General features: G+C 43.0%; 25 protein-coding genes, 2 tRNA genes, 1 pseudogene and 1 riboswitch. Of the genes and pseudogenes, 6 read left to right on the forward strand and 22 right to left on the reverse strand.

Annotated elements, in window-relative coordinates:
* Window positions 1-105 precede the first annotated feature (105 nt).
* The 6 genes from EIM92_RS01040 to EIM92_RS01070 form a co-directional block, all read right to left on the reverse strand.
* The gene (locus EIM92_RS01040; RefSeq protein WP_125081088.1) at window positions 106-2,517 is read right to left on the reverse strand and encodes a heavy metal translocating P-type ATPase; all 2,412 of its coding nucleotides are present in this window, start codon (window positions 2,515-2,517) and stop codon (window positions 106-108) included.
* Between the two features lie 71 nt (window positions 2,518-2,588).
* Window positions 2,589-2,795 carry a copper chaperone CopZ gene (gene copZ / locus EIM92_RS01045; protein WP_125081089.1) on the reverse strand — a complete coding sequence of 69 codons (207 nt, stop codon included), beginning with the start codon at window positions 2,793-2,795 and terminating at the stop codon, window positions 2,589-2,591.
* Window positions 2,796-2,863: 68 nt separating this feature from the next.
* On the reverse strand, window positions 2,864-3,199 hold the full coding sequence (locus EIM92_RS01050; RefSeq protein WP_125081090.1) for a metal-sensitive transcriptional regulator: 336 nt from the start codon (window positions 3,197-3,199) through the stop codon (window positions 2,864-2,866).
* Window positions 3,200-3,292: 93 nt separating this feature from the next.
* Entirely contained in the window at window positions 3,293-4,048 is a 756-nt protein-coding gene (locus EIM92_RS01055) for a metal-dependent hydrolase (RefSeq protein ID WP_125081091.1), read from the reverse strand.
* A gap of 644 nt (window positions 4,049-4,692) precedes the next feature.
* Complete coding sequence (locus EIM92_RS01065) at window positions 4,693-5,034, reverse strand: polysaccharide pyruvyl transferase family protein (RefSeq protein WP_125081092.1); 342 nt, start codon at window positions 5,032-5,034, stop codon at window positions 4,693-4,695.
* 713 nt (window positions 5,035-5,747) lie between these two features.
* Window positions 5,748-6,122, reverse strand: a complete 375-nt coding sequence (locus EIM92_RS01070) for a MerR family transcriptional regulator (RefSeq protein WP_246021337.1) — start codon at window positions 6,120-6,122, stop codon at window positions 5,748-5,750.
* A gap of 112 nt (window positions 6,123-6,234) precedes the next feature.
* Here EIM92_RS01070 and EIM92_RS01075 point away from each other — a divergent pair, with 112 nt between their 5' ends.
* Window positions 6,235-6,885 (forward strand): nitroreductase family protein, encoded by a 651-nt coding sequence (locus tag EIM92_RS01075; protein ID WP_125081093.1) that lies wholly within the window; start codon window positions 6,235-6,237, stop codon window positions 6,883-6,885.
* A gap of 345 nt (window positions 6,886-7,230) precedes the next feature.
* Here the strand turns inward: EIM92_RS01075 and EIM92_RS23580 are convergent.
* The 3 genes from EIM92_RS23580 to EIM92_RS01085 all read right to left on the reverse strand — a co-directional run bounded on the left by EIM92_RS23580 (window position 7,231) and on the right by EIM92_RS01085 (window position 10,433).
* Window positions 7,231-7,331, reverse strand: a tRNA-Thr gene (locus EIM92_RS23580).
* A gap of 668 nt (window positions 7,332-7,999) precedes the next feature.
* On the reverse strand, window positions 8,000-8,842 hold the full coding sequence (locus tag EIM92_RS01080; protein WP_125081094.1) for an HNH endonuclease: 843 nt from the start codon (window positions 8,840-8,842) through the stop codon (window positions 8,000-8,002).
* Between the two features lie 4 nt (window positions 8,843-8,846).
* Window positions 8,847-10,433: an AAA family ATPase gene (locus EIM92_RS01085; protein WP_125081095.1), complete on the reverse strand. Its 1,587-nt coding sequence runs from the start codon at window positions 10,431-10,433 to the stop codon at window positions 8,847-8,849.
* 30 nt (window positions 10,434-10,463) lie between these two features.
* On the opposite strand from EIM92_RS01085, the gene EIM92_RS24010 reads away from it, so the two are divergent.
* Window positions 10,464-10,865: a hypothetical protein gene (locus EIM92_RS24010; RefSeq protein WP_246021161.1), complete on the forward strand. Its 402-nt coding sequence runs from the start codon at window positions 10,464-10,466 to the stop codon at window positions 10,863-10,865.
* Between the two features lie 236 nt (window positions 10,866-11,101).
* Here the strand turns inward: EIM92_RS24010 and EIM92_RS01095 are convergent, their stop codons facing one another.
* Both EIM92_RS01095 and EIM92_RS01100 read right to left on the reverse strand, forming a co-directional pair.
* Window positions 11,102-12,181 carry an XRE family transcriptional regulator gene (locus EIM92_RS01095; RefSeq protein WP_125081096.1) on the reverse strand — a complete coding sequence of 360 codons (1,080 nt, stop codon included), beginning with the start codon at window positions 12,179-12,181 and terminating at the stop codon, window positions 11,102-11,104.
* Entirely contained in the window at window positions 12,165-12,788 is a 624-nt protein-coding gene (locus tag EIM92_RS01100; RefSeq protein ID WP_125081097.1) for a hypothetical protein, read from the reverse strand. The genes EIM92_RS01095 and EIM92_RS01100 overlap by 17 nt, the downstream gene beginning before the upstream one ends.
* Before the next feature lie 350 nt (window positions 12,789-13,138).
* On the opposite strand from EIM92_RS01100, the gene EIM92_RS01105 reads away from it, so the two are divergent.
* Both EIM92_RS01105 and EIM92_RS24680 read left to right on the forward strand, forming a co-directional pair.
* Window positions 13,139-13,411 carry a hypothetical protein gene (locus tag EIM92_RS01105; protein ID WP_125081098.1) on the forward strand — a complete coding sequence of 91 codons (273 nt, stop codon included), beginning with the start codon at window positions 13,139-13,141 and terminating at the stop codon, window positions 13,409-13,411.
* A complete protein-coding gene (locus tag EIM92_RS24680) occupies window positions 13,408-13,611 on the forward strand; it encodes a hypothetical protein (RefSeq protein ID WP_425464186.1) in 204 nt (67 codons plus the stop codon). Before EIM92_RS01105 ends, EIM92_RS24680 begins: the two co-directional genes overlap by 4 nt.
* A 5-nt stretch (window positions 13,612-13,616) precedes the next feature.
* On the opposite strand, the pseudogene EIM92_RS24015 reads toward EIM92_RS24680, so the two are convergent.
* Window positions 13,617-13,786: pseudogene (locus tag EIM92_RS24015) on the reverse strand (IS1595 family transposase); the annotation flags it as partial.
* Between the two features lie 201 nt (window positions 13,787-13,987).
* Between EIM92_RS24015 and EIM92_RS01115 the strand changes: the two are divergent.
* The gene (locus EIM92_RS01115) at window positions 13,988-14,851 is read left to right on the forward strand and encodes an ATP-dependent DNA ligase (RefSeq protein ID WP_125081099.1); all 864 of its coding nucleotides are present in this window, start codon (window positions 13,988-13,990) and stop codon (window positions 14,849-14,851) included.
* Between the two features lie 120 nt (window positions 14,852-14,971).
* Here EIM92_RS01115 and EIM92_RS01120 read toward each other — a convergent pair whose 3' ends face one another.
* From EIM92_RS01120 to EIM92_RS01175, 10 genes are all read right to left on the reverse strand, one after another.
* The gene (locus EIM92_RS01120) at window positions 14,972-15,223 is read right to left on the reverse strand and encodes a hypothetical protein (protein WP_125081100.1); all 252 of its coding nucleotides are present in this window, start codon (window positions 15,221-15,223) and stop codon (window positions 14,972-14,974) included.
* A 114-nt stretch (window positions 15,224-15,337) separates the two neighbouring features.
* Window positions 15,338-15,727, reverse strand: a complete 390-nt coding sequence (locus EIM92_RS01125; protein WP_125081101.1) for a hypothetical protein — start codon at window positions 15,725-15,727, stop codon at window positions 15,338-15,340.
* Between the two features lie 873 nt (window positions 15,728-16,600).
* A complete protein-coding gene (locus tag EIM92_RS01135) occupies window positions 16,601-17,101 on the reverse strand; it encodes a prepilin peptidase (RefSeq protein ID WP_125081102.1) in 501 nt (166 codons plus the stop codon).
* 62 nt (window positions 17,102-17,163) lie between these two features.
* On the reverse strand, window positions 17,164-17,571 hold the full coding sequence (locus tag EIM92_RS01140) for a hypothetical protein (protein WP_125081103.1): 408 nt from the start codon (window positions 17,569-17,571) through the stop codon (window positions 17,164-17,166).
* Window positions 17,572-18,270: 699 nt separating this feature from the next.
* Window positions 18,271-18,343, reverse strand: a tRNA-Thr gene (locus tag EIM92_RS01150).
* A gap of 75 nt (window positions 18,344-18,418) precedes the next feature.
* Window positions 18,419-18,721, reverse strand: coding sequence for an MTH1187 family thiamine-binding protein (locus tag EIM92_RS01155; protein ID WP_125081104.1), 303 nt, complete (start codon window positions 18,719-18,721; stop codon window positions 18,419-18,421).
* A gap of 220 nt (window positions 18,722-18,941) precedes the next feature.
* Window positions 18,942-19,742: a PHP domain-containing protein gene (locus EIM92_RS01160; RefSeq protein WP_125081105.1), complete on the reverse strand. Its 801-nt coding sequence runs from the start codon at window positions 19,740-19,742 to the stop codon at window positions 18,942-18,944.
* 44 nt (window positions 19,743-19,786) lie between these two features.
* Complete coding sequence (locus EIM92_RS01165; RefSeq protein ID WP_125081106.1) at window positions 19,787-20,611, reverse strand: energy-coupling factor transporter transmembrane component T family protein; 825 nt, start codon at window positions 20,609-20,611, stop codon at window positions 19,787-19,789.
* Entirely contained in the window at window positions 20,595-22,511 is a 1,917-nt protein-coding gene (locus tag EIM92_RS01170) for an ABC transporter ATP-binding protein (protein WP_425464187.1), read from the reverse strand. Before EIM92_RS01170 ends, EIM92_RS01165 begins: the two co-directional genes overlap by 17 nt.
* An 80-nt stretch (window positions 22,512-22,591) precedes the next feature.
* Window positions 22,592-23,464 (reverse strand): DUF8171 family membrane protein, encoded by an 873-nt coding sequence (locus EIM92_RS01175; RefSeq protein WP_211344412.1) that lies wholly within the window; start codon window positions 23,462-23,464, stop codon window positions 22,592-22,594.
* Between the two features lie 215 nt (window positions 23,465-23,679).
* Between EIM92_RS01175 and EIM92_RS01180 the strand changes: the two genes are divergently transcribed.
* Window positions 23,680-24,510 (forward strand): MurR/RpiR family transcriptional regulator, encoded by an 831-nt coding sequence (locus EIM92_RS01180; protein WP_125081108.1) that lies wholly within the window; start codon window positions 23,680-23,682, stop codon window positions 24,508-24,510.
* 150 nt (window positions 24,511-24,660) lie between these two features.
* A riboswitch (cobalamin riboswitch) is annotated at window positions 24,661-24,896 on the forward strand.
* Window positions 24,897-25,050 lie beyond the last annotated feature (154 nt).

Below are 25,050 nucleotides of genomic sequence, written 5' to 3' on the forward strand. Positions count from 1 at the left end.
AAAATGCCAACCGAGCCATGGCTTCTTTGCTGTAACAATAGCCAAGGCTGTTGACATTCCACTTGAATCATAAGCAACAGACTATAAAGAACATGCTATATAGATTTATAATTTCACTCTTTGCAAACGTAATGCGTTCAATACAACGGATACAGAACTAAATGCCATCGCAGCTCCTGCTACCCACGGTGCAAGTAATCCAATTGCCGCAATTGGAATTCCAATTGTATTATAGGCAAATGCCCAGAATAAGTTTTGTTTAATATTACGCATCGTTTTGCGACTCATTATAATCGCATCCGCAATACTATTTAAATCGCCTCGAATCAGTGTAATATCCGCAGCTTCCATGGCAACATCTGTACCTGTACCAATAGCCATGCCAATATCAGCTGTTGCAAGTGCGGGGGCGTCATTAATACCATCTCCAACCATGGCTACTTTTTTGCCCTGTTGCTGCAGTTTTTTCACTTCTTCTGCTTTTCCTTCTGGAAGGACTTCGGCAATAACCGCATCAACCCCCACTTCTTTCCCGATAGCTTGGGCGGTACGCGTGTTATCACCAGTCATCATAATGACCTCAATCCCCATTTTTTGCAGGCGAGATATAGCTTCTTTGGATGTTTCTTTAATTGTATCCGCTACAGCAACCAGCCCAGCATATTGACCGTTAATTCCAGCCAGCATCGCTGTTTTACCCTTGCGTTCTAATTCCTCCATCTTAGGGAGAACAGATTGGATATCAACCCCATATTGTTGCATGAGTTTACGTGTACCAATGACCACTTCTTGTCCTGATATCGTTGCTTGTACACCATAGCCGGGAATGGCTTCAAAAAATTGAATGTTACCAAGTTCGATGCCTTTATCCTGAATACCTTGAACAATCGCTTGGGCCAATGGATGCTCTGATTGTTTCTCCGCTGCACCGATCAACGATAAAAACTTCTTTTCGTCTTGACCATCTGCTACTAAGACATCTGTTAATACAGGTTTACCATGGGTAACAGTACCTGTTTTATCAACGACTACTGTATCGATGCTTTGTGTTTGTTCTAAATGCTCTCCGCCTTTGAACAAAATACCAAACTCCGCTGCTCGACCCGAACCTGCCATTATGGAAGTCGGTGTTGCAAGTCCTAGCGCACATGGACAGGCAATCACAAGGATTGCTATTAATACTTCAAGTGCCGGTGTAATTTCACCCGGTTGAATCCATATCATCCATACTAGAAAAGTAAGGAGAGCCACCCCAACTACAATAGGTACAAAAATCCCTGAAATTTGATCGGCCATACGTTGGATTGGCGCCTTTGAACCTTGAGCGTCTTCTACTACTTTAATTATTTGAGCTAATGCGGTGTCACGTCCCACCTTTGTCGCTGTCATTTTGATAAAACCATTTTTGTTAATTGTGGAGCCGTATAAAACGTCACCTGCCTGTTTATCCACGGGTAAACTTTCTCCTGTTAACATGGATTCATCGACAGCACTCGTTCCTTCTATTACTTCACCATCAACAGGAATTTTTTCACCCGGCTTCACTAAAATAATGTCACCTATTATTACTTCTTCTAACGGTACCTCTTTTTCAACTCCATCACGTTCGATGATCGCTGTTTTTGCTTGAAGACCCATTAATTTCTTTATAGCTTCTGATGAGCGACCTTTTGCTTTTGCTTCAAATAATTTTCCTAGAAGAATAAGCGTGATTAATACTGCACTTGTTTCAAAATATAGATGTGGAGCATGACCTGTTCCTGCAGTTACTATAGCTTGATATAAACTGTAAAAATACGCTGCTGAGGTACCCATCGCGACAAGTACATCCATGTTGGCACTACCATTCCGTAATGCTTTATAGGCACCTACATAAAACTGTTTACCGATAATAAATTGTACTGGTGTTGCCAATATCATTTGAATCCACGGATTCATTAAGAAATCTGGCACGTATAAGAAGGATGTAAATGAGAAGTGCCCAACCATCGTCCACAATAATGGCAATGATAGAATCGCCGAAAATATAAACTTACGTTGTTGATCTTTGATTTGCTTTTCACGGTGATCGACTTGTCCTTTTTCATCTTGCTTTTGGTGCGCACCGTAACCTAGCTTTTCTACCTTCGCAATAATATCAGTAATCGTTACTTCTGAAGGGTTAAATTCAATCGTTGCTTTTTCAAGCGCTAAATTGACGTTCGCATCTGTAACGCCTTCCATTCTGTTCAAACCTTTTTCTATACGTGCCGCACAGGCAGCACAAGTCATGCCGGTAATATCAAATTCCGCTTTATGTTTGACAACACCATAGCCGAGTGCTTCAATTTTCTTTTCAAAATCAGCTTCACTTAGCTTTGAAGGGTCATATTTAATCGCTGACTTTTCAAGTGCCAAGTTAACGGTTGCTTGCTCGACCCCTTCCATTTTACTCAAACCTTTTTCAATCCGTGCTGCACATGCAGCACACGTCATTCCAGTAATTTGAATGCTAGCTTCTTTGGATGTTATGCTCATGAATTTTCACCTTCTCCATACCTACTGGGGGTATATTTATTTGAAAATGAGAGAGTGCTGTGACAGCACCCTTATTCTACATCGTACCCTTGCTCATCAATCGTTTCTTTAATTGTATCAATGGATACTTGCGCCTCATCAAATGTTATTTCAACTTGAGCAGCATCTAAATTTACTTTTACTTCGTTAACTCCTGCTAATTGACCCACACTTCCTTCTATAGCCTTCACACAATGTCCACATGACATACCCTGTACGTTTAATGTTACATTTTGCATATTTAATATCTCCTTTAAATGAAATTATTAGTGTAATATTCACCGAGGGGTATATTGCTGTAATTACATTATTTTTTCATTAACTTTTGAATTGTTACGACTAGTTCATCGATGATCTCTTCATCCCCTTCTGAAAGGCGGTTGACGACACAACCTTTTAGATGGCCTTCTAAAAGAATTTTGGCTACACTATTTAATGCAGATTGTGTGGCAGAAAGTTGTGTAATCACATCATCACAGTAGGTGTCTTTTTCAATCATTCCTTTAATTCCCCGAATTTGACCTTCAATGCGATTTAATCGGGTGGTTAAATCTTTCTTTACACGTTCTGGATGATGGCTTTTACGACAAGACGTAACGTTCTCTGTATGGCAAGAAGCTACTTCTTTCACTGTGTTGTCCATCGAAAAAACCCCCTAACTTGATTATACATTACCATACCCTTGTAGGGTATGTAAAGTGATGAAATCTTCTCGCAATTGTGGAAAACTTCAGATTCAGAGGACAACCCCATACCATACCCAGATCACGATGCTGCATAACTGACACAGCTTAGAAATTATCCGTTCAGCAAATCCGCCATTATCGAATAAGCGAAGAGCTATTTTAAACCTTGGAGCAAACAAGGAACGTATCCCCTCACTCCCAAAAATATCTCCAAATAAATGAGACCACCAGCCGGCGATAAATCCTAGACAACTTGTCACAACCAATCCTGGATACTGACTGCCAAAGATGTAGAGTCCCAGACTCAGGATGATGGCAAATTCAGGCGAATGAATGATCCAACGGTGTTTTACGAACGGCATCATCAGCAGAGCTATTCCCGTAAATAGAGCCATCCAGTGCCACTCGTATATAGCATACCCTACCAGCATCAAAACACCGCTAGCGATAAGAATGATCGTCCTAAGCCTTGCCAGGCAGCCGGCAACGATGCCCGCGCCAATACATATCGATCCGGCTTGCATGGAGTATCCCAGTAGAATTAACGCGAAGCCTATGCATAGGAAAATTCCTGACAATGCCCGCATGAGTTTTCGCTTTCCCGATGAAAGCTGGATTTTCTGACTCGCCGTACTCGTCTTATGATCCAAATCAGGAGCAAATCCTCCCAAAATAGAAGCGGTACATACCACTCCTGCGAAGCCAATGACCTCCAGCGAGGTACTCATTGGCGAAGTCGTTAGCGCAGTTACCGATGTAGCCGATCCTGCAAGCAGAGCTAATGCAGAATGTCCCTGTTTATTCACTTGTCATCACATCCCTTCCGGCTGAGAACTTCTGTTGCTGACTGTATCCTGCTGTTGTTAATATACGACGGGATACTAATACAAATAAGAACATATGTTTCTATATTAACTCAGACATATCTACTTATTCAAGATAAAAAAACACCTAGGCTATGCCGAGGTGGTAGTAACGCCTGTTAGTTGAAATATGAGCACAACTTGTGATTTATTGGGAAGATGGGAATTGATATATCAGCAGAACGACTTTCCCACATAAGGCTTTCGGGAGGATTTTTATGGATAACAAAAGGTATTTTTCAATTGGTGAAGTTTCCAGATTAAAAAATATTACGATAAAAGCCTTGCGCTATTACTATTAAAGACAACTATTCATTCCTCTGAAGATGAACTTATGAATAAAGGCTCTCAAATTCAGACATTTGAAGAAAGATACTTTTTAAGTTCACCTACACAAGGTGGGGAACTTAATAAAATAATGTCATTTGATAAAAATGGAACTAATAGATAGGTTGGGAGAATACATGGGACTTTGGACGAAACAACAGTTGCGCGACTTTATTAAAAAGAATAATCTGGTATGTTTGACAACACTCATCCGCATTTGTAAAATGCCCTCGCTTAGCGCACACATGCCTTGGTTTATGTTAAGATTCCAAAGCATCTTTAAGAAATTGAATTGAATTATGACGATATGCACTTGTTTCTGATTCGTTTATATGATCAAAAGTAACATCATCAATATTTGGAATGTTTTCTTTATCATAAACGTAGCAAGAAGATAAGCTAAATGTATCCAACAGAGCTATCAGTCTTGAATCCATTGATTTGGGGTCATTTGGATTATCAGATACCGGAAAAACAAAAAATTTAACCTTATTTAAAATGGCAAAAACAGCCCCATGAAAAGCACTAGTAACAAAATACTTAGCGTGTTTTATGTACCCTATAAATGGAAAAATAGATATGTTTTTTGACAATGCTGGCATTTCAGGTTCTGGCGTTCGAACTCTAGAATTCTTCCGAAGAAGAATAAGAATTCAATACCATTATTGATGTGACTCCATCCTAACGATTGCCATTACTGTTAATTCGCTGATTCTCCACTCTTTGGGCATCTAACGGTTGTATATGCTGCTATCCGAACGATTTTAATATGTTGAGATGAATTCGGCAGGAATAACGTGGATTATAACCGTTAGAACATCGAGGGGCTCATTTTTGGCGAATTAACAGCTGTGGCAACCGTTAGAGATTTGGAAGGCAAGGCTTGAAGGAGGAGTGAAGGGAGAAGTGAGGGATTACAGCGCGTCAGGAGCCGAATGCCTAGTGTCTAACTTTTGTTACGATTTTAGAAAATGACCTCGTTTGTCTTGGTGCAAAATCAGGCCGCGATGCGCTTGACTTTAGCAAGATGCTGGTGAAGGGAGTTCGTGTGCTGACGATCTGACCAAAGTATGTACTCCTGTTTAACAAGAACGTTGAGTCCCGCTCTATTGCCGTAACCATTCTTCCTGTCATTCTTTCCAATTGTGTATCAGTCTTAGGCAGCTAGAATGCAGGTAGGGGCAGCTTTCTCAGGAGAAAAGGCTGCTCCCCTTTGAACAATGCCGATGATGATTCGTGCCTATTTTCCAAGCAGTTAAAATACCGACTATTGCTTCTTCATTTGGGCGCTGAAAATAGCACTGCAAGTTATCTTCTATTTATGTTTACCGAACCCGTCTTCACACACAAGATCCAACTCAAGAATTTCGTTAAGCGATTGTTTGGACACATCTAATTTTTTTTGAGTGTCTTCGATTTCTTTTATTTTTTCTTTGAGAATGCGTGTTTGTTCATCCCTTGAAAATCCACCTTTCACAACCATGGATACCACCTCATGAATTGAAAAGCCAACAGCTAAACAGCTCTTAACGACAGTTAGATGATGGATGATTTCTGCAGAGTAGTTTCGATAATTATTCCGGTCCCTCAGTATATACTCATCAGGGATAATGCCCATTTTCTCATAGTAACGCAGGGTTGATATCGGCATGTTAACATGTTTGGCTACTTCGCTAATCTTCATCAGCATCACCTCGATTTCCTCTTGCTATAAAGTATACTTCACAGTTTACACTTTAAACAGTGAGGATATGCGAAGTAGGGCATGTTCTCACAATTATGATAATAGGAGAGGTTTATAGATGAGTACAATCACAAGTAAATTCCACCAAACAAACGATTTCAATAAAATCGTCTTGGAGCGCCGTTCTGTTAAAATATACGATCCTGAAGTGAAAATCAGCCGGGAGGAAATGACTGAAATTTTGGAGAAAGCTTCCCGCGCCCCTTCTGCTATTAACATGCAGCCATGGCGTTTTCTTGTTATCGACAGCGCTGAAGGCAAAGAGAAGCTTGCGCCACTGGCCTCCTTCAATCAGACGAAAGTTCTAACTTCTTCGGCTATCATTGCGGTATTTTACGATGCACACAATATTGAATATATAGACGAAATTTTCGGTAAAGCCGTAGAACTTGGATACATGCCACAGGATATCAAGGATGTTCAGCTGCAACAAGCTAAACACTATTATGCTAGTCTATCCGCATCCGACCTACACGATGTTAACCTTCTTGACTCGGGCCTCGTCTCGATGCAGTTGATGCTTGTTGCCCGAGCTCACGGATATGACACCAACCCGATGGCCGGTTACGATAAGGATCAAATCGCAGAAGTTTTTGGCCTGGACAAGGAGCGGTTTCAGCCCATCATGTTGATCTCAATAGGGAAAGCAGCTCAAGAGGGCTATCCATCCTACCGCATGCCGCTTGAAAAAACGACTACCTGGACATAATCCATAGTTACAGAAACAGCAAACAGAAGGGTTCCATAGCAGCGGCGGTTTTGTTCGATCCACTGGTTACGTTCATTAAGGGACCCAATCCACATTAACATTGAACGGGTCCCTGCTTAATTTTCTTACGGCGCTTGGTGTTCCCGTTAATCTTCTTGAAGTACGGGGCCAGCTTGGAGACGAGCTGATCAAACTGAATTGGAATAAATGTAAGGCACAAAAAGCGGACATGTCACTTTATCCAAGTAAAGGGTAGAACAATGGTAGAAGTTTGCATAAAAACACAAAAACAGCGCGGCCCCGAAAACCTCGGAAGCCGCGCTGTGCTTGACTTTAGTAAGATGCTGGTGAAGGGACTCGAACCCCCGACCTACGCATTACGAATGCGTTTCCGTATGGTTCTAGAGGGGTTTATAAGGTATTAGAAGTCGGAAAACTACAGATACAATGGGGTTTTAGGTTCTGTTAAGTTTTATACGGGATTCTAAGTCGGTAGAACATTCGGTAGAACATTAATATTCGGTCTAGTAGTCAACCCTCTGTTTATCTGTTTTCAACGTGTCTTCCCATTCACGGCACTTGCTCTTACCGATTCGCTGAAAAATCGCCTACAATGATCCTAATATTTACGATCGATTATAGTATTTTTGATTCACTTAATCGGTTACAATTAACTACTTGTTTCTTTTTGGGACATTAAAATCAAAATCCATTTGCTCTTCCCAGCTGGGATATTATTTTTTATAGATTGCAACTGTTTTTTTCGCTTCATCTTTTATTGGAGATTAATTTGCTTTCGATCAAAAGGAAATTTAAGCTTCGTAAACCAGTCCGGAAGCCCTTCAAGATTACGTTCAAGCTGTGGACGCTTGTTTGGTACTGGCGAGACACAAGATTGCCCAATAGTATCCTGACTTTGTATACAATTAATCGCAGGACGTTTATTAGCACGACCAACTATAAAACTTATGAGATCTAAGGCCTCGAATCATTAAGCACCTTATTTTCTGTATTAAGTTGAGAATCGGTTCTCTCTTTTGGTAATTTGATGAAAGTAAAATTCGATTAACTAATTTCTCTGTCGTATGCTGCCTTTTCACCAGAGCTTGTACCATCACAAAAGAACACCAGTAGTTTGATACCAGATATCATTAGCCAGTGCTTGAAACATTGCAGACTTCCAGGAGTTTAGATTCTCGTGCAAGCTACTTTCAGCCCTTTCTAGTAATTGCTGTCTAACTGCTCCGGGCCCCCCAACTCGATGAAGCTTCTTCATCTGAAAAGCAATGTTTCGAAACTCTGATCCCGCCTCAGAGCTATAGAGAACGTTAAGTTGGTAGAGCTCAAAATGGTATGAAACACGGCTGGCCAACAAAGGGGAAGCACCTGCCGGTGGATTAATAAAATAGGAAAGTGAAGGTGGCGCCGTTTGCATAACCCTTGCGTATAGCCATTGTTCGTTCTCAATATTATCGAAATAGGGATGAAGGGTTTCCTCCTCACTCCGGGTAGGGAATGTTGCATTTTTGGTCTTATTACAATCGCTGCACGCTGGAATTAGATTAGTCGGAGATACAGCCAGAGAAGGATAATCAGTTTTGGCCAAGTAATGGTCAAGTGTCTTCACTGGGAGTTGGCCGCATAATGGGCATTTCCCATCAACTGTTTGATATCGTAATCTCTCATAAAATGAACGTCCAGGTCCATTTTTCTTGGCCATCCTGCCCGTGTATACAGCCTCCATTTCCTTCTGCGTTACATTACCGTTTACATGTGTCTTGCGCTGTACAAGGTGAAGCTTAGCTGTAGCCGCCTTGTTATTATAGTCTCGTGTATCCTGATTAATCTCTGGAATGCAACGTTCTAATCGATCCTTTAAATCCGGATCTTGTACTCGGCTAATAGATTCTCGGAATACGGTTTCAGCAGTAAAAGTCGGTAAAGGGAGCGAACGCATATGTCTATCCCTCCTCTCTCTGAACATCATTTATTAAACCGCGTAGGATGGCACGAGCTTCCCAGCCGAGTTCACCATTAAAAGATTCGACGATTCTATCGTAATCGCCATATCTCTCAACGGCTTCTCGAAGCAATCTATAAAAACCGGAATAAACGACTTCTAATTCAAATATTTCGCTTGTGAGTTCTCCAATGTTTTCACCAAAGGTTTCTATTTCGGTCCTGCAGTAAGTTAACTGAGTACCGCGGCGCCGTAGCTTCCACACACAACTTCTCGGTACTTCCTGCAAGATAACTGGTGAATGGGTAGCAATAATCCCAACCGCATTCCTTTGCACGAGTAAGTCAGATAACGCACGAATAAACGCAGACAATAGTGGGGGATGTAAGTGTGCCTCTGGCTCATCGAGTAATACAAGTGTACGCTCCTCTAGTGTCTCGACTAATCGAGTAAGAGTCAGCAGTACAATTTTATGGCCGGAACTTAGACGATGGAAGAATTTCTGAGCGCGACGCCTAAGTAACTTACTTTCATCCGTATCCCCTTCCACTGCATCATTCTCAGTATCTTGTTCAAAAAATCCAAGAGGATCTTCATTTTCTTCTGGTTCTAGTATGGTGGGTACGTTGGCTTCATCAAAAATAGGATCCGCACGAAGCATCTCCACGGCACGTAACCACCTTACAATCTTGCCACTGCTCTTAATGGAATCAATGCTTTTTGCAAAATCGTATTTAAGGTTTTCTGGGCTCTTTGGTGGTTTATTCACCTGTTTTAGACCTACATATGTATAAGGCGTCCCTTCTTGTCTGTTCCTTCGGTCAGGTATAGGTTCACCTGGATCAAATGCGCTAAACGAGACAGAAACAACGTTAGCGAATAATACATCATCGGATATAGCATCAGATTGTGTACTAAAGTAGCCGTTCTTGGTACGAGAGGGGGAAGTGCTGATCAGTGAAGCAACCATGTTGTTAATCATGTGTGTTTTTCCAACTGCATTTCGGCCTATAAGAACGTGCATATTGGTAGGTGGGTTTGAATCAGGCACCACCTCAAAATCGAGCACAATACGTTCAGCGTCTCTTATGTTCGGTCCTGTGTATGTGAACTTGTAAGATGTTAACTCCGAATTTCCGTTTGCGAGTCTACGGTATTGTCCAATAACAGAGGAGTGTCGTACATTTCTCATCAACGATTCTTTGGTTACACTGTAGTTACGCACTCTCGCGTAAACCTCCGGAAGTAACGCGATGTCCATTAGAGCCCGAAGTATCGTTTGACGGTAGTCATCATGAAACTCATTTAGAGATTCGTAGTAGCTAACGTCTTGGCCAACGGAAAAGAATGTGTCGTCTAGGAAATCGAAACTACTGGGGATGTTTGGTCGTAACGTTTCTTTATTAACCGTACGCTCTCCTATTTTTACACTGCCAAGATAAAGGAGCTTCCCAGACTCATCCACATAGCTAAGGCTATACATTGTTTTGTAGTCCCACCAATCATTCCAATTATCCTCAATAAGATAAAGTTGATTCTTGGGCTGTTCTGGTACCCGAGCTCCTGCAGAGAGAACAATAAACAACATAATTCATACACCCCTCAGATGAAAGTCAGAATGAGTCGGAGTAAAGAAAATCACAGGCCAAAACTTACTTGTGCCTTGGTCCACCACATCTATATAAAGTTTACTGATAAGTTTTTCAAAAGTCTACATATGAACAATAATCCGCCTGCAGACAGCAGCATTCCTGGCACTTCTCTACCCAGACGTGTGGCGATCGGTCCGTATTGTCCCCACCGGCTGTGTTTCGAGATTACTAATCTTCATACTGAGCTTTCACCTAAAGACATTTTCGTTGCTCACCGCTCATTAGGTGCAGCTATCAAAGCAGCCGGGATAGGAACGCTCAATGATCCTAATGTCATTGCAGATATGTGGTATCAAGCCTATGCAGAGAAAAGAATATGGGAAGAAGAGTATCCCAACGGTGTTCCGCCTGAAACCATCGTATTATAAAAAAGTAACAATTAAATACAATGACCAGTCATACTAACTCTGAACTACCCCGTTGATGTACTATATAACCAATATGAAACCCGAAAAATAGCCTTGGTTATAACGAGTAACATAAAGAATAATCTGTCAAAATAACGTCATACGGGCGTAAAGCCTGCTGACGAATAAAGGGCAGCAGGCTTTACTAATAACAAACGGTAAATATTAAATTGTTATCCTGTACAGGTCTTTTTTCTTCATTTAACAAGTCTAATACGGGGTGTTTCTATTGGGTAAATAGATTGAAATTCTGCTTCAGTTAATGATGTTGCAGAGCTTAAATCTTTTGAGTTATATCGTAAGTCAGATTGGTAAATATGCAAAATCTCCTCTAACATTGTGGGCTTTTCGAAAGGCAAATCTAACTCTTTAGGCTCACTCGTTCTATACCCCGCTTTACCCATCTGTGTCCACAAATATCTCGACTGCCTTTCAGTTATCTTTTTCAGATCAACTGCCTTCTTTAGAAGAGCATTCATTGAAACCTTCCAGTAGGGTTTTAAGGCAGCAAGTTTTTGTAAATTCATGCCACTTAATGAATGAGCTATTTCTTTTCTAGGCATCAAAAATTCCGAAGAAAAAAGGTCTGCTTGCTCCTCAATATCAATATCCTCACTCGGTGGCTTCCTATGCATAATAATATGTCCAAGTTCATGGCATAATGTAAACCTAATTCTGTCCATTGGTCTATCATAATTCGTAAAAATAAGTGGAGGTATTCCTGGATTCGAAAGACATATTGCGTCAATATTTGCCCCTTCAAAATCAAAGGGAATAACTATCGCTCCAGCATCCTCCAATACATCAACAACATTCTGTATTGGCCCACTAGGGATTTTGAATGCCGCTCTGGTCACTTGGGCAATTTTCTCAATATCATTATCATATTGCTCTGGATCCATGTGAAAAAAGGCTGGCTCATCCATTTCTACTGCTTTCAATAGTGTCTGGATCTCCATTCTCCTTAATTCTAATCTTGCATAAATTGTACTTAATTGACGTTGAGGAACTGCTTGTTTTTTTCTATGGAAGAACTCACTAAGGCCAACACCATAAACCTTTTCATCACGTTGAAAAAAATTAACTGGGTAATTTAAAGTTTCTGATATTTTACTTAGCTCTTCCTGGGTTATGGATATTAACCCGTTTTCGATTTTTGAGAGCTTTCCTTGAGAGAATCCAAGTTTTTTTGATAATTCACTTTGGCTTATTGACCTAGATTCCCTTCCTAATATAACAAGTTGAGGATTATAAATAACATTATTCGTTAACTGCATTATTATCACCAGCACTAATTGATTTGTCTTTTGCCCGAACTCTTTTTCTCTTAGATGTAGTCTCTGTAGCTGCAGGTTGCGGAAACAACGCTGGCTCACTAATTATTCCCTCATGGGTGATTTCCCAATCCCATATATTAACATTCCCATATCGATTTGTTATATATATACCATCAAGATTGGATTGAAGGTTGTTAAGCGTGTACCCCACAAATAATAGTCCGCTAGGAGGCATATCATCCAGTTCAAGTTGAACAGTGTCATGAAGATTGTACGCTAATGATTGATTTGTTGCAATTCCACTTCCAAGGAGCTTATCATTAAATTTTTTAAACCTAATTGTAACAGTTTCCTCGATGATTAATGTGAAAATTCCCTTTATTTCTTTCGTTCTTACTTGAGGGATATCTTCAAAACGTAACTGAACTTCCTCTTTAATATTATCGTGACATATTGAGGCAGCAGTTCTCGGACTATGTATATGTCTGGTTTTAGAATATTCTTCCCCTGTATAATAGTTCAAAATAGCCTTTGAGACAGCCTCTTTTATAAGAGGAATATATGGCTCAAGTATCTCCATTGCATCCCTTTTTAATAACGGTTCCACTAACATCCCTCCCCATGGTAATTATTATAAATCATCAATTAATTTTTGTCAAAAACAATGTAAATTATTCCGTAAGTTATTCTGTTTATTATTTTATCAATAAAAATCCCTGGAAGTTATTCTCTAGGGATTTTACCGATGAATCTGGATTGCATATCAGAATGCTGATATGTGCTTATAATTACAAATTTAATCTGTAGGCTACAAGCTTTTAAAAATAAGCTTTTTTCTAAAAAATTGTTGCTTTATAGATGACAGTAGTGGGATTACCCTAAAAATGGTATGATTGCATCAGTTTAAGATAGCCGCATGACTAAGCAATAATTATTGAAAACGAAAGGGCGTTATTTATGAAGGTTGTAAGCGCAACAATGGATGACCTCAAAGAATGGTTAATGTTAGCTTCTGAGGTTGAATACCTATTTGGATCAATGGTAAATGATCCAAAGTTTATTCAAGCATTAGAGAAGAATATAAATCAAGATAGCGCTTTTTGTGTGAGAGAGAACGATGGATTACCTGGTTCTAGATTGCTCGGTGGAATTTATTTTCAGCATCAAATGCCCCAAAATATAAAATTGGTTGGTTATCTGTTTCATCGCAAGCGAGAAGTAAAGGAATAGCAACAGCTTTGGTCGGTCATGTTTTGAGACTTATCACTGTTCCATCAGAAGTAGTAGTTACTACATTTGGCGATGATATTCCAGAAGGGCAGTCCGCAAGAAAGTTGTACAAGAAGTTTGGTTTCATTCCATTAGACGAGTTAATCCCAAATGGTCCAGAAGGAGGTAGTCGTCAGAAATTTAAGCTGGATGTCAACTAACATACCTAAAAGACATACCTAAAAGAACCCACTTTCGTAAAGTTTGGCTTTTGACATGATGCCATAAGCATTGCTTTTGGGGTATTTTTTCTCCAATTTCCTTATTCATCTCTAAGAAACGGAACCAAAATAAATAGTTATCCAAGTATCGTGTAGCCACACCCTTCTGTTTATCTGTTTTGAACGTTTCTTCCCGTTCTGTCCTTGCCCCCCACCCTTTTAATAATGAAATTGAGTTTGTGTACTGGCGATCTGACACGCAGTAGGCAACGTTAAGAACATTTCTCCCGATCTATTGACGGAAATTAATAACGCCCAAAACTTACCGCCACTCTACCGAGTAGCTTGACGCTATAATCAGTAGTGAGGTGTTTTTATGTTTATTTCCCCGATGTTACTCGCAACTGCGTCTGGCCCGTTCAGTGATCCATGCTTTATCTTTGAGCCGAAAATCGATGGCCACCGACTAATATTCTCGCAGCAGGACGGTGTTGTTCGCCTGTACACGCGCCACAACAACGACTGTACGCGCCAATATCCCGAAATTGCCTGTGCCTTATTGCCGCATGACATCGTCCTGGACGGCGAGATTGCCTGTGTAGATCCCGTTACTGGTGTATCTGATTTCGAGGCGATTATGTCGCGATTCCAAGCGAAACGTGCCGATAAGATTGCGCGGCTCTCTACGACACTCCCGGCGTACTATGCCGCATTCGATATACTACGATATAAGGGCAAAGATATGCGCAAATTGCCGCTAATAGAGCGCAAGGCCATTCTCGCGGACATGGCGCTACCTAATGCGAACATGAGCGCCGTTCCTTATGTCGAAGGCGCAGGAGAAGCGTTATTTGCGCAAATTCAGGCCCGCGGCATGGAGGGAGTAGTCGGCAAACGTAGGGACAGCATATACGATGCGGGCCGCCGATCAGATCATTGGCGCAAAGTGATCAACTGGTCGTATGCCGAAGTTTACATTACAGGGTATAAAAAAGCGGAATTTGGCTGGCTTGCAGGGATCGCAGATGAACACGGTAAGATCCAACCAGCTGGGACTATTCAACTTGGCGTAACTCCAACGGAAAAAAGAGCTTTCTTTGGCGTGGTCAAACCTCTCATTACTGGCGAGGATCGGGATTTTATGTATATTAATCCCCAGATTAAAGCAAAGGTAAAAATGAGGAATTGGACAAGAGCGGGATATTTGCGAAACCCAATTTTCATGAATTTTATATTTTGATATTGAGTAGTGTAACAGGAAACTTTCACTTTAAGCCAGGAAGAACGATCCGTGTTCGCCCTTCCTGGATCAGGAAGTTTCCCCTAACATTTGTGGCGTGAGAACCATCCTTTTTTTAATTTAAAAAATAGTTTCAATTTTAATACTTCCCTCCTTTAATAAATCAAAAAAAGTTTTGTTATCTAACCTAATATTTTCAAGCAATTCATTATTATCCTGATAATATAAGCTTAGTTTTTCTTTACGGTTAACTAAACACCAACCCTTCTGATGATACACAAGAGCGTATGTTACATTTTTATAAGAAAATTCAATCTCTCTATTCATTGATAGTGCATTCATAACTTCCTCATATTCGTTTTTTTCTTTCATAATTATTGTCCCCCCCGCTCTCTACAATAATATCAGTTATTAGTTATTCCATTGTTTCATGAAAAAATAGAAAGAACAAGGCCGTTTGCTCAAACGGATCCTTGTTCTTTCTATTTAATAGCCTGGTCCCCTAGAAGGCGGACCTACCTCAGGCCAATACCAATTATGACGGTGTGGGAAGGTATGAGTACCATCTCCATCTGAATGATCGTAGTCAATATCCATTTCTGCTTTACCCGACCCATCATAATATCTTCTTTGAACAACTTTTCCATCTTTAACTAGATCCTTTGAACTTAATGACTTTTCCCCCGAAACAGGGAGACTATTCTTTTTTGTTTCCTCGCTATGACCAAGAGGTGATGGCTCACCCTTAGTTTTAGCATTTTCGAACATCCAAATGATAGGCAGGATAGTAGCATTTGCCTCTTTTGGTGGAACGATTGTAAGAGCAGCTGAAGCAATCATAAGCATTGCCAAAAATCCAAAAAAGATTTTTTTCATACATAATTCACCTCCTTCCTTCATAAATAGTTATATTCTGCAAAAAATAAACAAATCCTTCTTTTTATTTATATTTTTTAGTTTTTATACCATAATATCACTTTATATCCTTTCCTTTCATTAAATTCAATAAGACACCTAGAGATTCTTCGTAATAGTCCACTTCTTTAGAAGAAAAGACCTCGAATTGTTCCTAAAGGTCATTTCATATTCAAACATATTGCCTGCTCCCTGCCCCCTGAAAATTCAATAAAAACCTTTACAGGGCGAAGCAAGCCGATAAAATAGTACGATTTTCTGTAAATCATTCCTGCTAATTATGCTATATTCGATATCTTGCTATTTAGAGGCGAGAGCGATGCGTTATTGGTGCGCGGTATAGAGGGTGTGGTAACAAGCGCAAGCAACCGGGCACTAATCAGATAGTCTGGATTTAGATCATTACTGCTCATATGATGACGTTTATTAAAGGGATAAAAGACTTTCTTTGGCGTGGTCAAACCTCTCATTACTGGCGAGGATAGAGATTTTATATATATTAATCCCCAAATTAGAGCAAAGGTAAAAATGAGGAATTGGACAAAGGCGGGGTTTCTGCGAAACCCGGTCTTCATGAATTTTATTTTTTAGTTCTAGAGAATGGCTCTAGCCATTCTCTGTTCTGCACGCTTCGTAAGCACTTGTCATTAACGAGTCTTCTAGTATATTACTGTTAAATAAAACTTCCAAAACTATCTCTCGAGAGTCTCCCCTTTTTAGCAAATCATTATATACCATTAGTAAATATGGATCTTTTTTTACAAGCCGAAACATCTGGCCAGAATTAAAAATGGGTTCTTCCATGCTTCGTCTCCCTTCATATTGGAATACTCTTTAGATCAATCTCCCGGCGTAATTAATAACGTCAGTTATAAAAACAGTGATTAACAAACCTACCGTAATAAATGGAGCCATCGGTATCTTTACCACATTCTGCTTTTTTACAAGCCTGTACCAGGCCATGTAAGCAAACAAAGCACAGCACATAAGTATGGCCACAAGAAGCGAGGAATTTAGACCAAGGATAAGTCCAATAATCGCCAGCAGTTTAATATCGCCTGCACCAATATAATCAGGGTTAATAAAAAACATAATAAGTAGCAGTGCAGCAGGCAGCATTCCCCAAAAATAAAGAGGTTCAAATAACCGAATAATAAGTACTACAAGAAATACCGGGTGCGTCAAAGAGTTAGGGATTCTACGATGCTTTATATCCGTATAACTGAACCAGAAACACAAGGGAATTAGTGAAACAACTAGAACTAGAGTAATTAGTTCCATCACTAGATCAATGCTACTAGTCGCCCTGGGAAGTATAAATAAATCTGTTATCATATCAAACACTTCCTATTCAAAAAATAAGAAAGCCGTGCAGCTGCGCACGGCTTTCTATCATTTTATTTTGTGTTCCTCAAATTCTGTACATCATCATACATCGAGCCGTAAATCTCGACCTTTTTCGTAATACACGCCTGTAAGCCGTTCATACCGGCAGCTGACGTAGAAATCCTTACAACATACTCTCCATCTGGAGCATTTACAGATGTGAAGTACTTTCTACTTTTATACTTCTTGCCTGATTCAGATTCAACTTGAACTTCTGGCAGCTCCCAGGTAGCCGTATTACGGTCACCGCTGGTTTTTTCTAGCTTAACTGTTTTCTCTAGCTTTCCTTGGGAATTGTAAATGCCCGCATACACTTCGTCAGGGCCATAATAATATCCACCAATCGGCCTAGCTGTTCCTGCCAAGCCTACTGGAACCTTAGTCTCCCAATCAGTGCTGTAGGCGGTTTGAACCTTCAATTCAAAACCATACCCTGCTCGGGTGATCTCGCTCGCATTCTTATTATGTTTTTTCGCATAAGGAATGATCTCCTTTTGCTGAATAATTCGACATTAGGAAGGATTTCCCTGCCTTACACACCAGGGGGCTGGACTTAAGCTAACGGCCAGTAAACATTCTCTAGGCGCTCAACGATTCCGATCACATAAACATCCTTATAAGAGTCATTCATACGCAATTTGACTGCCTGGCGCGTCTTGAGCTTGTGTCATAAAGCGAGCGATCAGTTCCTTTTCCTGGTCATCCAGCTTCAAACGCTGTCGTTTCAATTCTTCCTTCGCGTATAACAACCGCTTCTCTCAATGCGTGCAGAACAGAGATTGGCTAATCCTTGACAAGATAGTTAAGGAACATCCAAATTTCCCAAAGATACGTTTTCAGGATCTTAGATATACTCATATAACACTCCCCTTAAAAGGGGTATCTTACCCAAAAATTGTTCAAGAACGCCTAGACCATTTGTCATTCACGTACTGTCAACCCCCCAAGAAACAGTATTAAAAAACTACGGTTCATCCATTCTTGGAGAACAACCTAATCCCGAAAATAACACTTTAGTCGAATAAAGGGTAGAACAATGGTAGACGAACACGTTTTTTAATAAAAACAGCGCGGCCCCGAAAACCTCGGAAGCCGCGCTGTATCTGACTTTAGCAAGATGCTGGTGAAGGGACTCGAACCCCCGACCTACGCATTACGAATGCGTTGCTCTACCAACTGAGCTACACCAGCATATTCACTAATTAAATTGAAACAAAAATATTATAACTCGATCTAAAAATTTTTCAAGTCCTCAAATTCAGGGATTTACTGTAACTTCGCCTGCACCGAACGAAGCTTCTGCTCCGAGGAGCTCTCTTTGTCGCGCCGATCATCAATCTTGATCGAGGTAGATACCCGCTGTGCACCCGAGTGAAACGGCGACTCATGGATCGCCCGGATCGCGGCGAATACACTATCCAGCGACCCTTCAATAATCGTGCTCATCGATGTCAATGAATATTGGATGCCTTCCTGTCTCTCTAATACTCGCTGCAATTCCGCCACATAAGGGCTTAAACTAGTCGTTCCTGTCCCGATAGGGATCACCGTAACCTCCGCAATCGCCATAACGCTACCTCCTTGAATCAACATTTAGACACTTCTTTATTGTAACTTTTTCCACCCCCTCATTTCAAATACCTTCCACGTTCCTCCAAACTTCGGGAGTCTAAGGAGGCTACAAGCCCTGTGGGGGGCCCCTCTCCCCTATTGAAACAAAAAAGGCCGAGACCTTACCCGAACCGGTCAGCCTCGTGCCTTGTATTGATTTCCTGAAAGCCCTAGTCTCCTAAGCCATTTCCCCCAGCTCCCGCAAGTCCTCCCCGCCTTCTCCCGAAATAGCTAATTCCTTCTTTAACAAGGATTTGATCAAATTGGCCGACTTCACCTTCACGTCCAGGCAGGGTGAGACCTCGACCTTATACGCTCCTCGCCGGATGAGCTCCCGCAGTTCCTCTGCTGTCCCGGCTTCCTGGGCAAACTCATTAACGACGCTTCCATACTGCATGAATTGGTGGGTATCGCTTCCTCCAACGACCGGACGCCCCAGGCCCAGCGCAAATGCATCGATTCGACTGCGATAAGTCTCTAAGCCTTGCGAATAAATGTCCTTGCCATTCAGGTCAAAAGCATCCAACCGTCCCAGCAGCTCCTCCGGCAAATGATGAAGCGGCGTCCCAATTCGGAAAGGGTGTGCGCCGATACGCAGAAATCCCTGCCCCTCGCTCCAGTCCAGCAGCGTCTGAAACTCGATGAATCGCCCCTTTTCCGTATAAGGCTCAAGACGTTTCCGCAGCTCCAATACCCGCTCCCGATCTCCAATAAGCAGAATATGCCCAGTCTCTTGGATATCCACTTCGATGCCGGGAAACACTTTCATCCCTTCAGCCAAATAATAGCCTTGCTCATAGGGATAATGCCGATCCAGCACCTGGTAAATGTCCTCATATCGCAAGGTGTTGAAATGCTCCGTCATCGCCACGGCATCCAGACCGCTTTTTCCCGCCTCAGCCATCATTTCCTTGAAATAGGCGTGGCTGAAGACTGTTTTCTTAGCAAGCTTGACATGGGTATGCAAATCTATTCTCATGAGGTTCTCCTTTGCTTTACAAATTAGTTACTTCAATATATAGGCTATATTGAGATTTGAGCCGCCAGAACATATAACATCATGACGTATAGTCCGGATACAACTAGAAATACGGCGTCGCGCATAGTGAATCTCATGTAGGATAGCTTAATTCTTTTGACCTCCGGCGAATGGTAGGCGTAGGAGAAACCTTTGGCTTCCAGCGCCTCAACGGTCGTGCGTGTACGTTTGGCGATGCTCAGGATTAATGGATAAAAAGACAGCACCGCTATTTTCAAGAAGTAGACGATACTCCGCCAGTACAGCATCCCATGCCTTTGCGGAGCCACGCCCCGCAGCCGGAAGGACAGAAATATATGATGGTATTCCTCCACCAGACTTGGGAGCATCCGATAGCCGTAAGCAATGCCGAACGACACCTGCTTCGGGACGCCGATGCGGAGCAGCCCGTCGCTCAGTCTCTCCGGATCCATCGAGCAAAATGCAGTTATGCTAGCCATCGAAATAACCGACAGTTTCATCGTTAGCTTCAACAAGGGCAAGATCGCCTCGCCGCCTCCGCTGAACAGCCAGGACACGATAAACAGATATCCCACTTGGCTCATCAAGCCAAGGCACAATATCAGTATAATTAGCGGGCTTACCCGTGACAGGATTGTGGTCACGACCATAAACAGAAACATCCCGAGCAGCAGAACCTCGTTATGAATGAACCATGGCGCAATACCGAAGTACAAATACCAGAGAAACAATGTCCGCGGATCCAGCCTGGCAAAAAAAGTATCGCCGTTGCCATAGGCCGTGTTGAGCAGTTCGATTTTGACTCCTTCCACGGACACACGATCCATCAGCTTACGAACATACTCCATCCTTTGCCGCCTCCCTCCTCGATTCATTCCAGCGCTGTGCAAATTCGTCCACCGTATAGCATAGCGGCAACATGTCTAGTCTGCGGCTAAGCTCCATAATTTGCGGCGCCGCCAGGCCCGCTTGCAGCAGTAAATCTGCATCAGCAAACACCGACTCCCGCGTGCCGTCCCGGATTATATCTCCCTGATGCATAACAATGACACGATTGGCCCATTCCGCTACAAGCTGCATGTCATGCGTAGCCACAATGACGGTCTCCACATGACGGTTCAATTGCAGCAGCAGGCGAGTGATATCTTTACGGGTCGCAATATCGAGATTCGCGGTCGGCTCGTCGAGTAAAATCACGGAAGGGTTCATCGCCACGCCAATCGCCAACGAGGCACGCCGTTGCTGGCCGCCGCTAAGAAGCCGACCGTCCCGATGCTGCAGCTCGGTTAGCCCGAAACTCTCCAGAATGGCGTCTACCTTAGCCTGGTATCCGTCCACACGGCGCGCCTTCAGAAAGAACTCCACATCCTTGCGAATTGAATCCTCAATGAACATTTCCTCCGGATTTTGATAAATATAGGTCACTGTATTGGCGAGCTGCTCAGGCGTCGTCTTGGCCGTATCAACTCCTTTAACGTGAATATATCCGTTCTCCGGCTTGGTCACCCCAGTAATCAGCCTCATGAAAGAGGACTTCCCTGCCCCATTATTGCCCACCAAAGCAACCAAGTCCCCCGCCCTAAACGATACACTGACATCCCGCAGCACAACCTTACGCTCGCGGCTCACTGTTCGGTAAGAGTAACGGATATGCTTCGCTTCAATAATGACATCCCTTCTCTCCCCCCTTGTCCCTTCTTCCGTGCAATAAATTCCTGAACCCGTGGCAACATCGTTGCCCTTCACCAGGTTCAGCCCGCCAACAGCCTCTAGCTGTTCCGATATCCTCAACCGCTGGAAGTAGTCAACCGCCTCGTCCAGCGTTACAGGATAGGGTGCGCCGACACCCATTCCCACATCACTCGATCCACCAGCGATCTGGGAACCGAACCCCATCTTAGGCAAGTTGGTAATATCCTCCCTTAACTCGGCCCTACTTAGCCCGCTCCCGCCTTTCCCGGCAGCTTCCGCCACTTTGTCGGCAGCCTGAGTCACCTGCGGAGGATAGATCTGGCTGGCCCGCAGCTGCTCCAGTTCCAGAAGCGCCTCCTTTACCGGCTTCGACCACACCGCTCGGCCTTGGTTCAACAGCACAACCTGTTTGCAATATTCGGCGATAAACTCCGTATGGTGCTCGATGACAATAATCGTTTTCCCATACTGCTCGTTCAACTGCTTAAGAAGATCATAGATATCCTGGGCATGACGCGGATCAAGCTGGGCAACCGGCTCGTCAATAATGAGAATATCCGGATCCAGCGAGACGGCTCCCGCCAAAGCCAACTGATGCTTCTGCCCCCCACTTAACTGCCAGATGAACTCCTTCGGGTCAACATTTAGATCAACTAAACGTAACGCTTGTAATCCACGTTCCAGGTAATCCTCGAACCCATAATTCAGCGGAGCAAAACTGGCATCATCCAGCACGGTCGGACGTATCAGTTGATTCTCAAAATCCTGATACACATACCCTACATGGCGCGATAGCTGGGCAACATCATGCTCCAGAGTCTGCAGCCCGTTCACAAGGACGCTCCCTTCGAAATCTCCGACATAATAGTGAGGGATTAGTCCGTTTAGCGTCTTGCACAGCGTTGATTTTCCGCTGCCATTACCGCCGATGACGGCGATGAAGTCGCCGCGCTTAATTTGCAATGTTACCCCATTCAAGACAGGTACCTCTGAGCCAGGATATGTAAAGGTAACATTATCTACAGATACGATCCAATCAGGCGCCGAATTTTTCATCACGGAATTTTTCGTCACGGATATATCTGTTTCTTTCCATTCAGTCCTATGTTCAACCATGCCTTACCCTCCATCCTGCTTTAGATCCCGGTTCCTGCTGTTCTCGACCGCTTCCCCCGGCGAACCAGCACCCAAATCGTAAGACATGCCACTACGGCGGCAGCCCCGATACTAACCCATACGAACCAACCGCCAATACTGTTTAGGTAATCCGCATCCCATTCCATGAGCGCCATATCAGATTCCGAGAGAAATTCAGCTACGGCTGCCAAAAGAGCTAGTATAATGGAAACGACAATTAACCTAGGGGCGATAATTTCACCCAGTGAATATTTCATCTTATTATTTCTAGGTTTCATGCCAAGCAGCGGTTCGATTTTACCGTACAGTCGAGGCACCAGGTACAGCGTTGGCAGTAACGCGAACAGAATACCTGAGAACAATACATCGTTCAAAAAAGCCACTCCTTCAACCACGACGACGCTTTGCGCCAATCCGGGGACTGCTTCAAACTCTTCAACACCAATCCATACCTTAGCAATATCGACCGTACAGCTGATAAATTGGTGAATAATGACTCCGGTCATGGCTGCCACGCCCACCTGCCTGCGGTTCTTTGGATCGTTGACAAGTGTTCCAGCAATGAACATCGCTAGCGAGAAGGCGATAAACTTCTCCAGCTCGCCAAGTCCGCCGAACTGCCCCAGCATAATTTCGCCAAAAATAACTTCGCCCAGCGCAGCACCAACCGCCGCATAGAACGGATGAAACAAAATGCACAGCGTCAGCGGAATGAACGCAAAATATTCCACCGACAGCTCGATCGGCCCCAACCGAACCGACGGAATAAGCTCGGTGATCATATTGGACAGACCGTATAGCGACATCGAAAGAATAAATACCATCATTTTTTGTGATTGGGTTAACACATATCTTTGCCTTAATTGAGCCACTAACTTCCCCTCCTAGCCTTAGATAGCTCCACTATAAAGAGGAATTATTAAGCGACCATCCCTATCGTGTAAATGATATGTAAAATTTATTTCATTTTATCCAGTAGTGAAAAAAATATATCATTTTTGATTGAATTTCATGCCCCCGCTCTCCCTTTTATGTTAATCTAGTGCTATCAACTCACTCATCAGGTATAGAAAGAGAGGCCAACCTCATGAACATGGACTGGAATGTAGATTCCTTATCTCCGGGTCAATATAAAATTGCCGACTATATTCAAAAAAATATGCAAACCGTACTCTTTCTAACCGAGCAGGAAATCGCCGATACTCTGGGACTCAGCATTGCTTCTGTATCGAGGTTTTGGCGCTCTGTCGGGTTTAAAAACATTAAAGATTTCAAAAATCAGCTGCGCGAGCATTTGGAAGTTACCCCCGCCGCTAAAATGAAGAACATCATGAGTAAAGCAGACGCGAACTCCCTTCCCGGACAACTGTTCGCTTCGAGCGTGGAGCACCTGGAAAGCACGCTGCAGTATTATTCCCAGCAAGCATTTGAAGCGGCGGTCGATGCTATCGTCACGGCAAGAAGGATATACCTCTATGGCCCAGGTCCCTCGTCCGGTCTGGCCCACCTGATGCACTATCGCCTCAGCCGCTTCGGTCTATCCATGCACCATCTTGATCGCGGGGGCAGCGAGTTATTCGAGGATCTGCTCCATATCACCGACGAAGATGTCGTCGTCCTCTTCGGCTTCGTCCGATTGCTGCCAGAAGCCAGGGTGATCATCCAGCATGCCAAAGAACGCGGCTACCTTACACTGCTGATCACCGATCGCCTCGTCTCCGACTTTTCGGGTCAAAGCGATATTACCCTGTATACCAGCCGTGGAGAGATCTGGGAATTCCATTCGATGATCGCCCCGACGTTTATGGTAGAGAACTTAATCGTTGCTGCCGGGATGAAAAACCAAGATCTCCACCTGCATAAATTGGAACAATTAAACCAACTGCGCAAAAAGTACGACCATGAGCTGCCGCGATAAATGTTCACAATTTTTTTAATGTCTTCCTCCGTCCCCCACTCGCCGCACCAGGATTGCTTTCAACTGTTTTTTCATGATTTTTCAACCTCCTGCTAGTGAAGACACCTGTTTACAAACACTATATATTGGGGTAATCTTAGTTGCAGACAACCAAATATAGTGGAACCGGGTGATCCAGCCATCAATACGAGGCTGGGGCTTAAAAGGGAAGTGCGGTGCAAAACCGCTGCGGTCCCGCCACTGTGACCGGACGTTCAGGGAGTTGTTTTCCAACATCCTTGTAATGCTTCACTAACAAGAAGCCACTGGAGATGGCCAGCCATCTGCGGGAAGGCGTTAGCGAAGAGTCCGGAAGCCAGGAGACCTGCCCGCTTTCCATTGACACCAAATAAACCTGCGAGGAACAGGTAGGTGTCCGCTTGCAGATTACATAGACTTTCATCAATCTTTACTGAGCCGATGAAAATTTCAACGCGCATTCGGGCATTTTCAACCTTGCATGGTCGAAAATGCCTTTTTATATGCTTTTAATGTCTAGTT

The organism is Paenibacillus lentus, assembly GCF_003931855.1.
Lineage (GTDB): Bacteria > Bacillota > Bacilli > Paenibacillales > Paenibacillaceae > Fontibacillus > Fontibacillus lentus.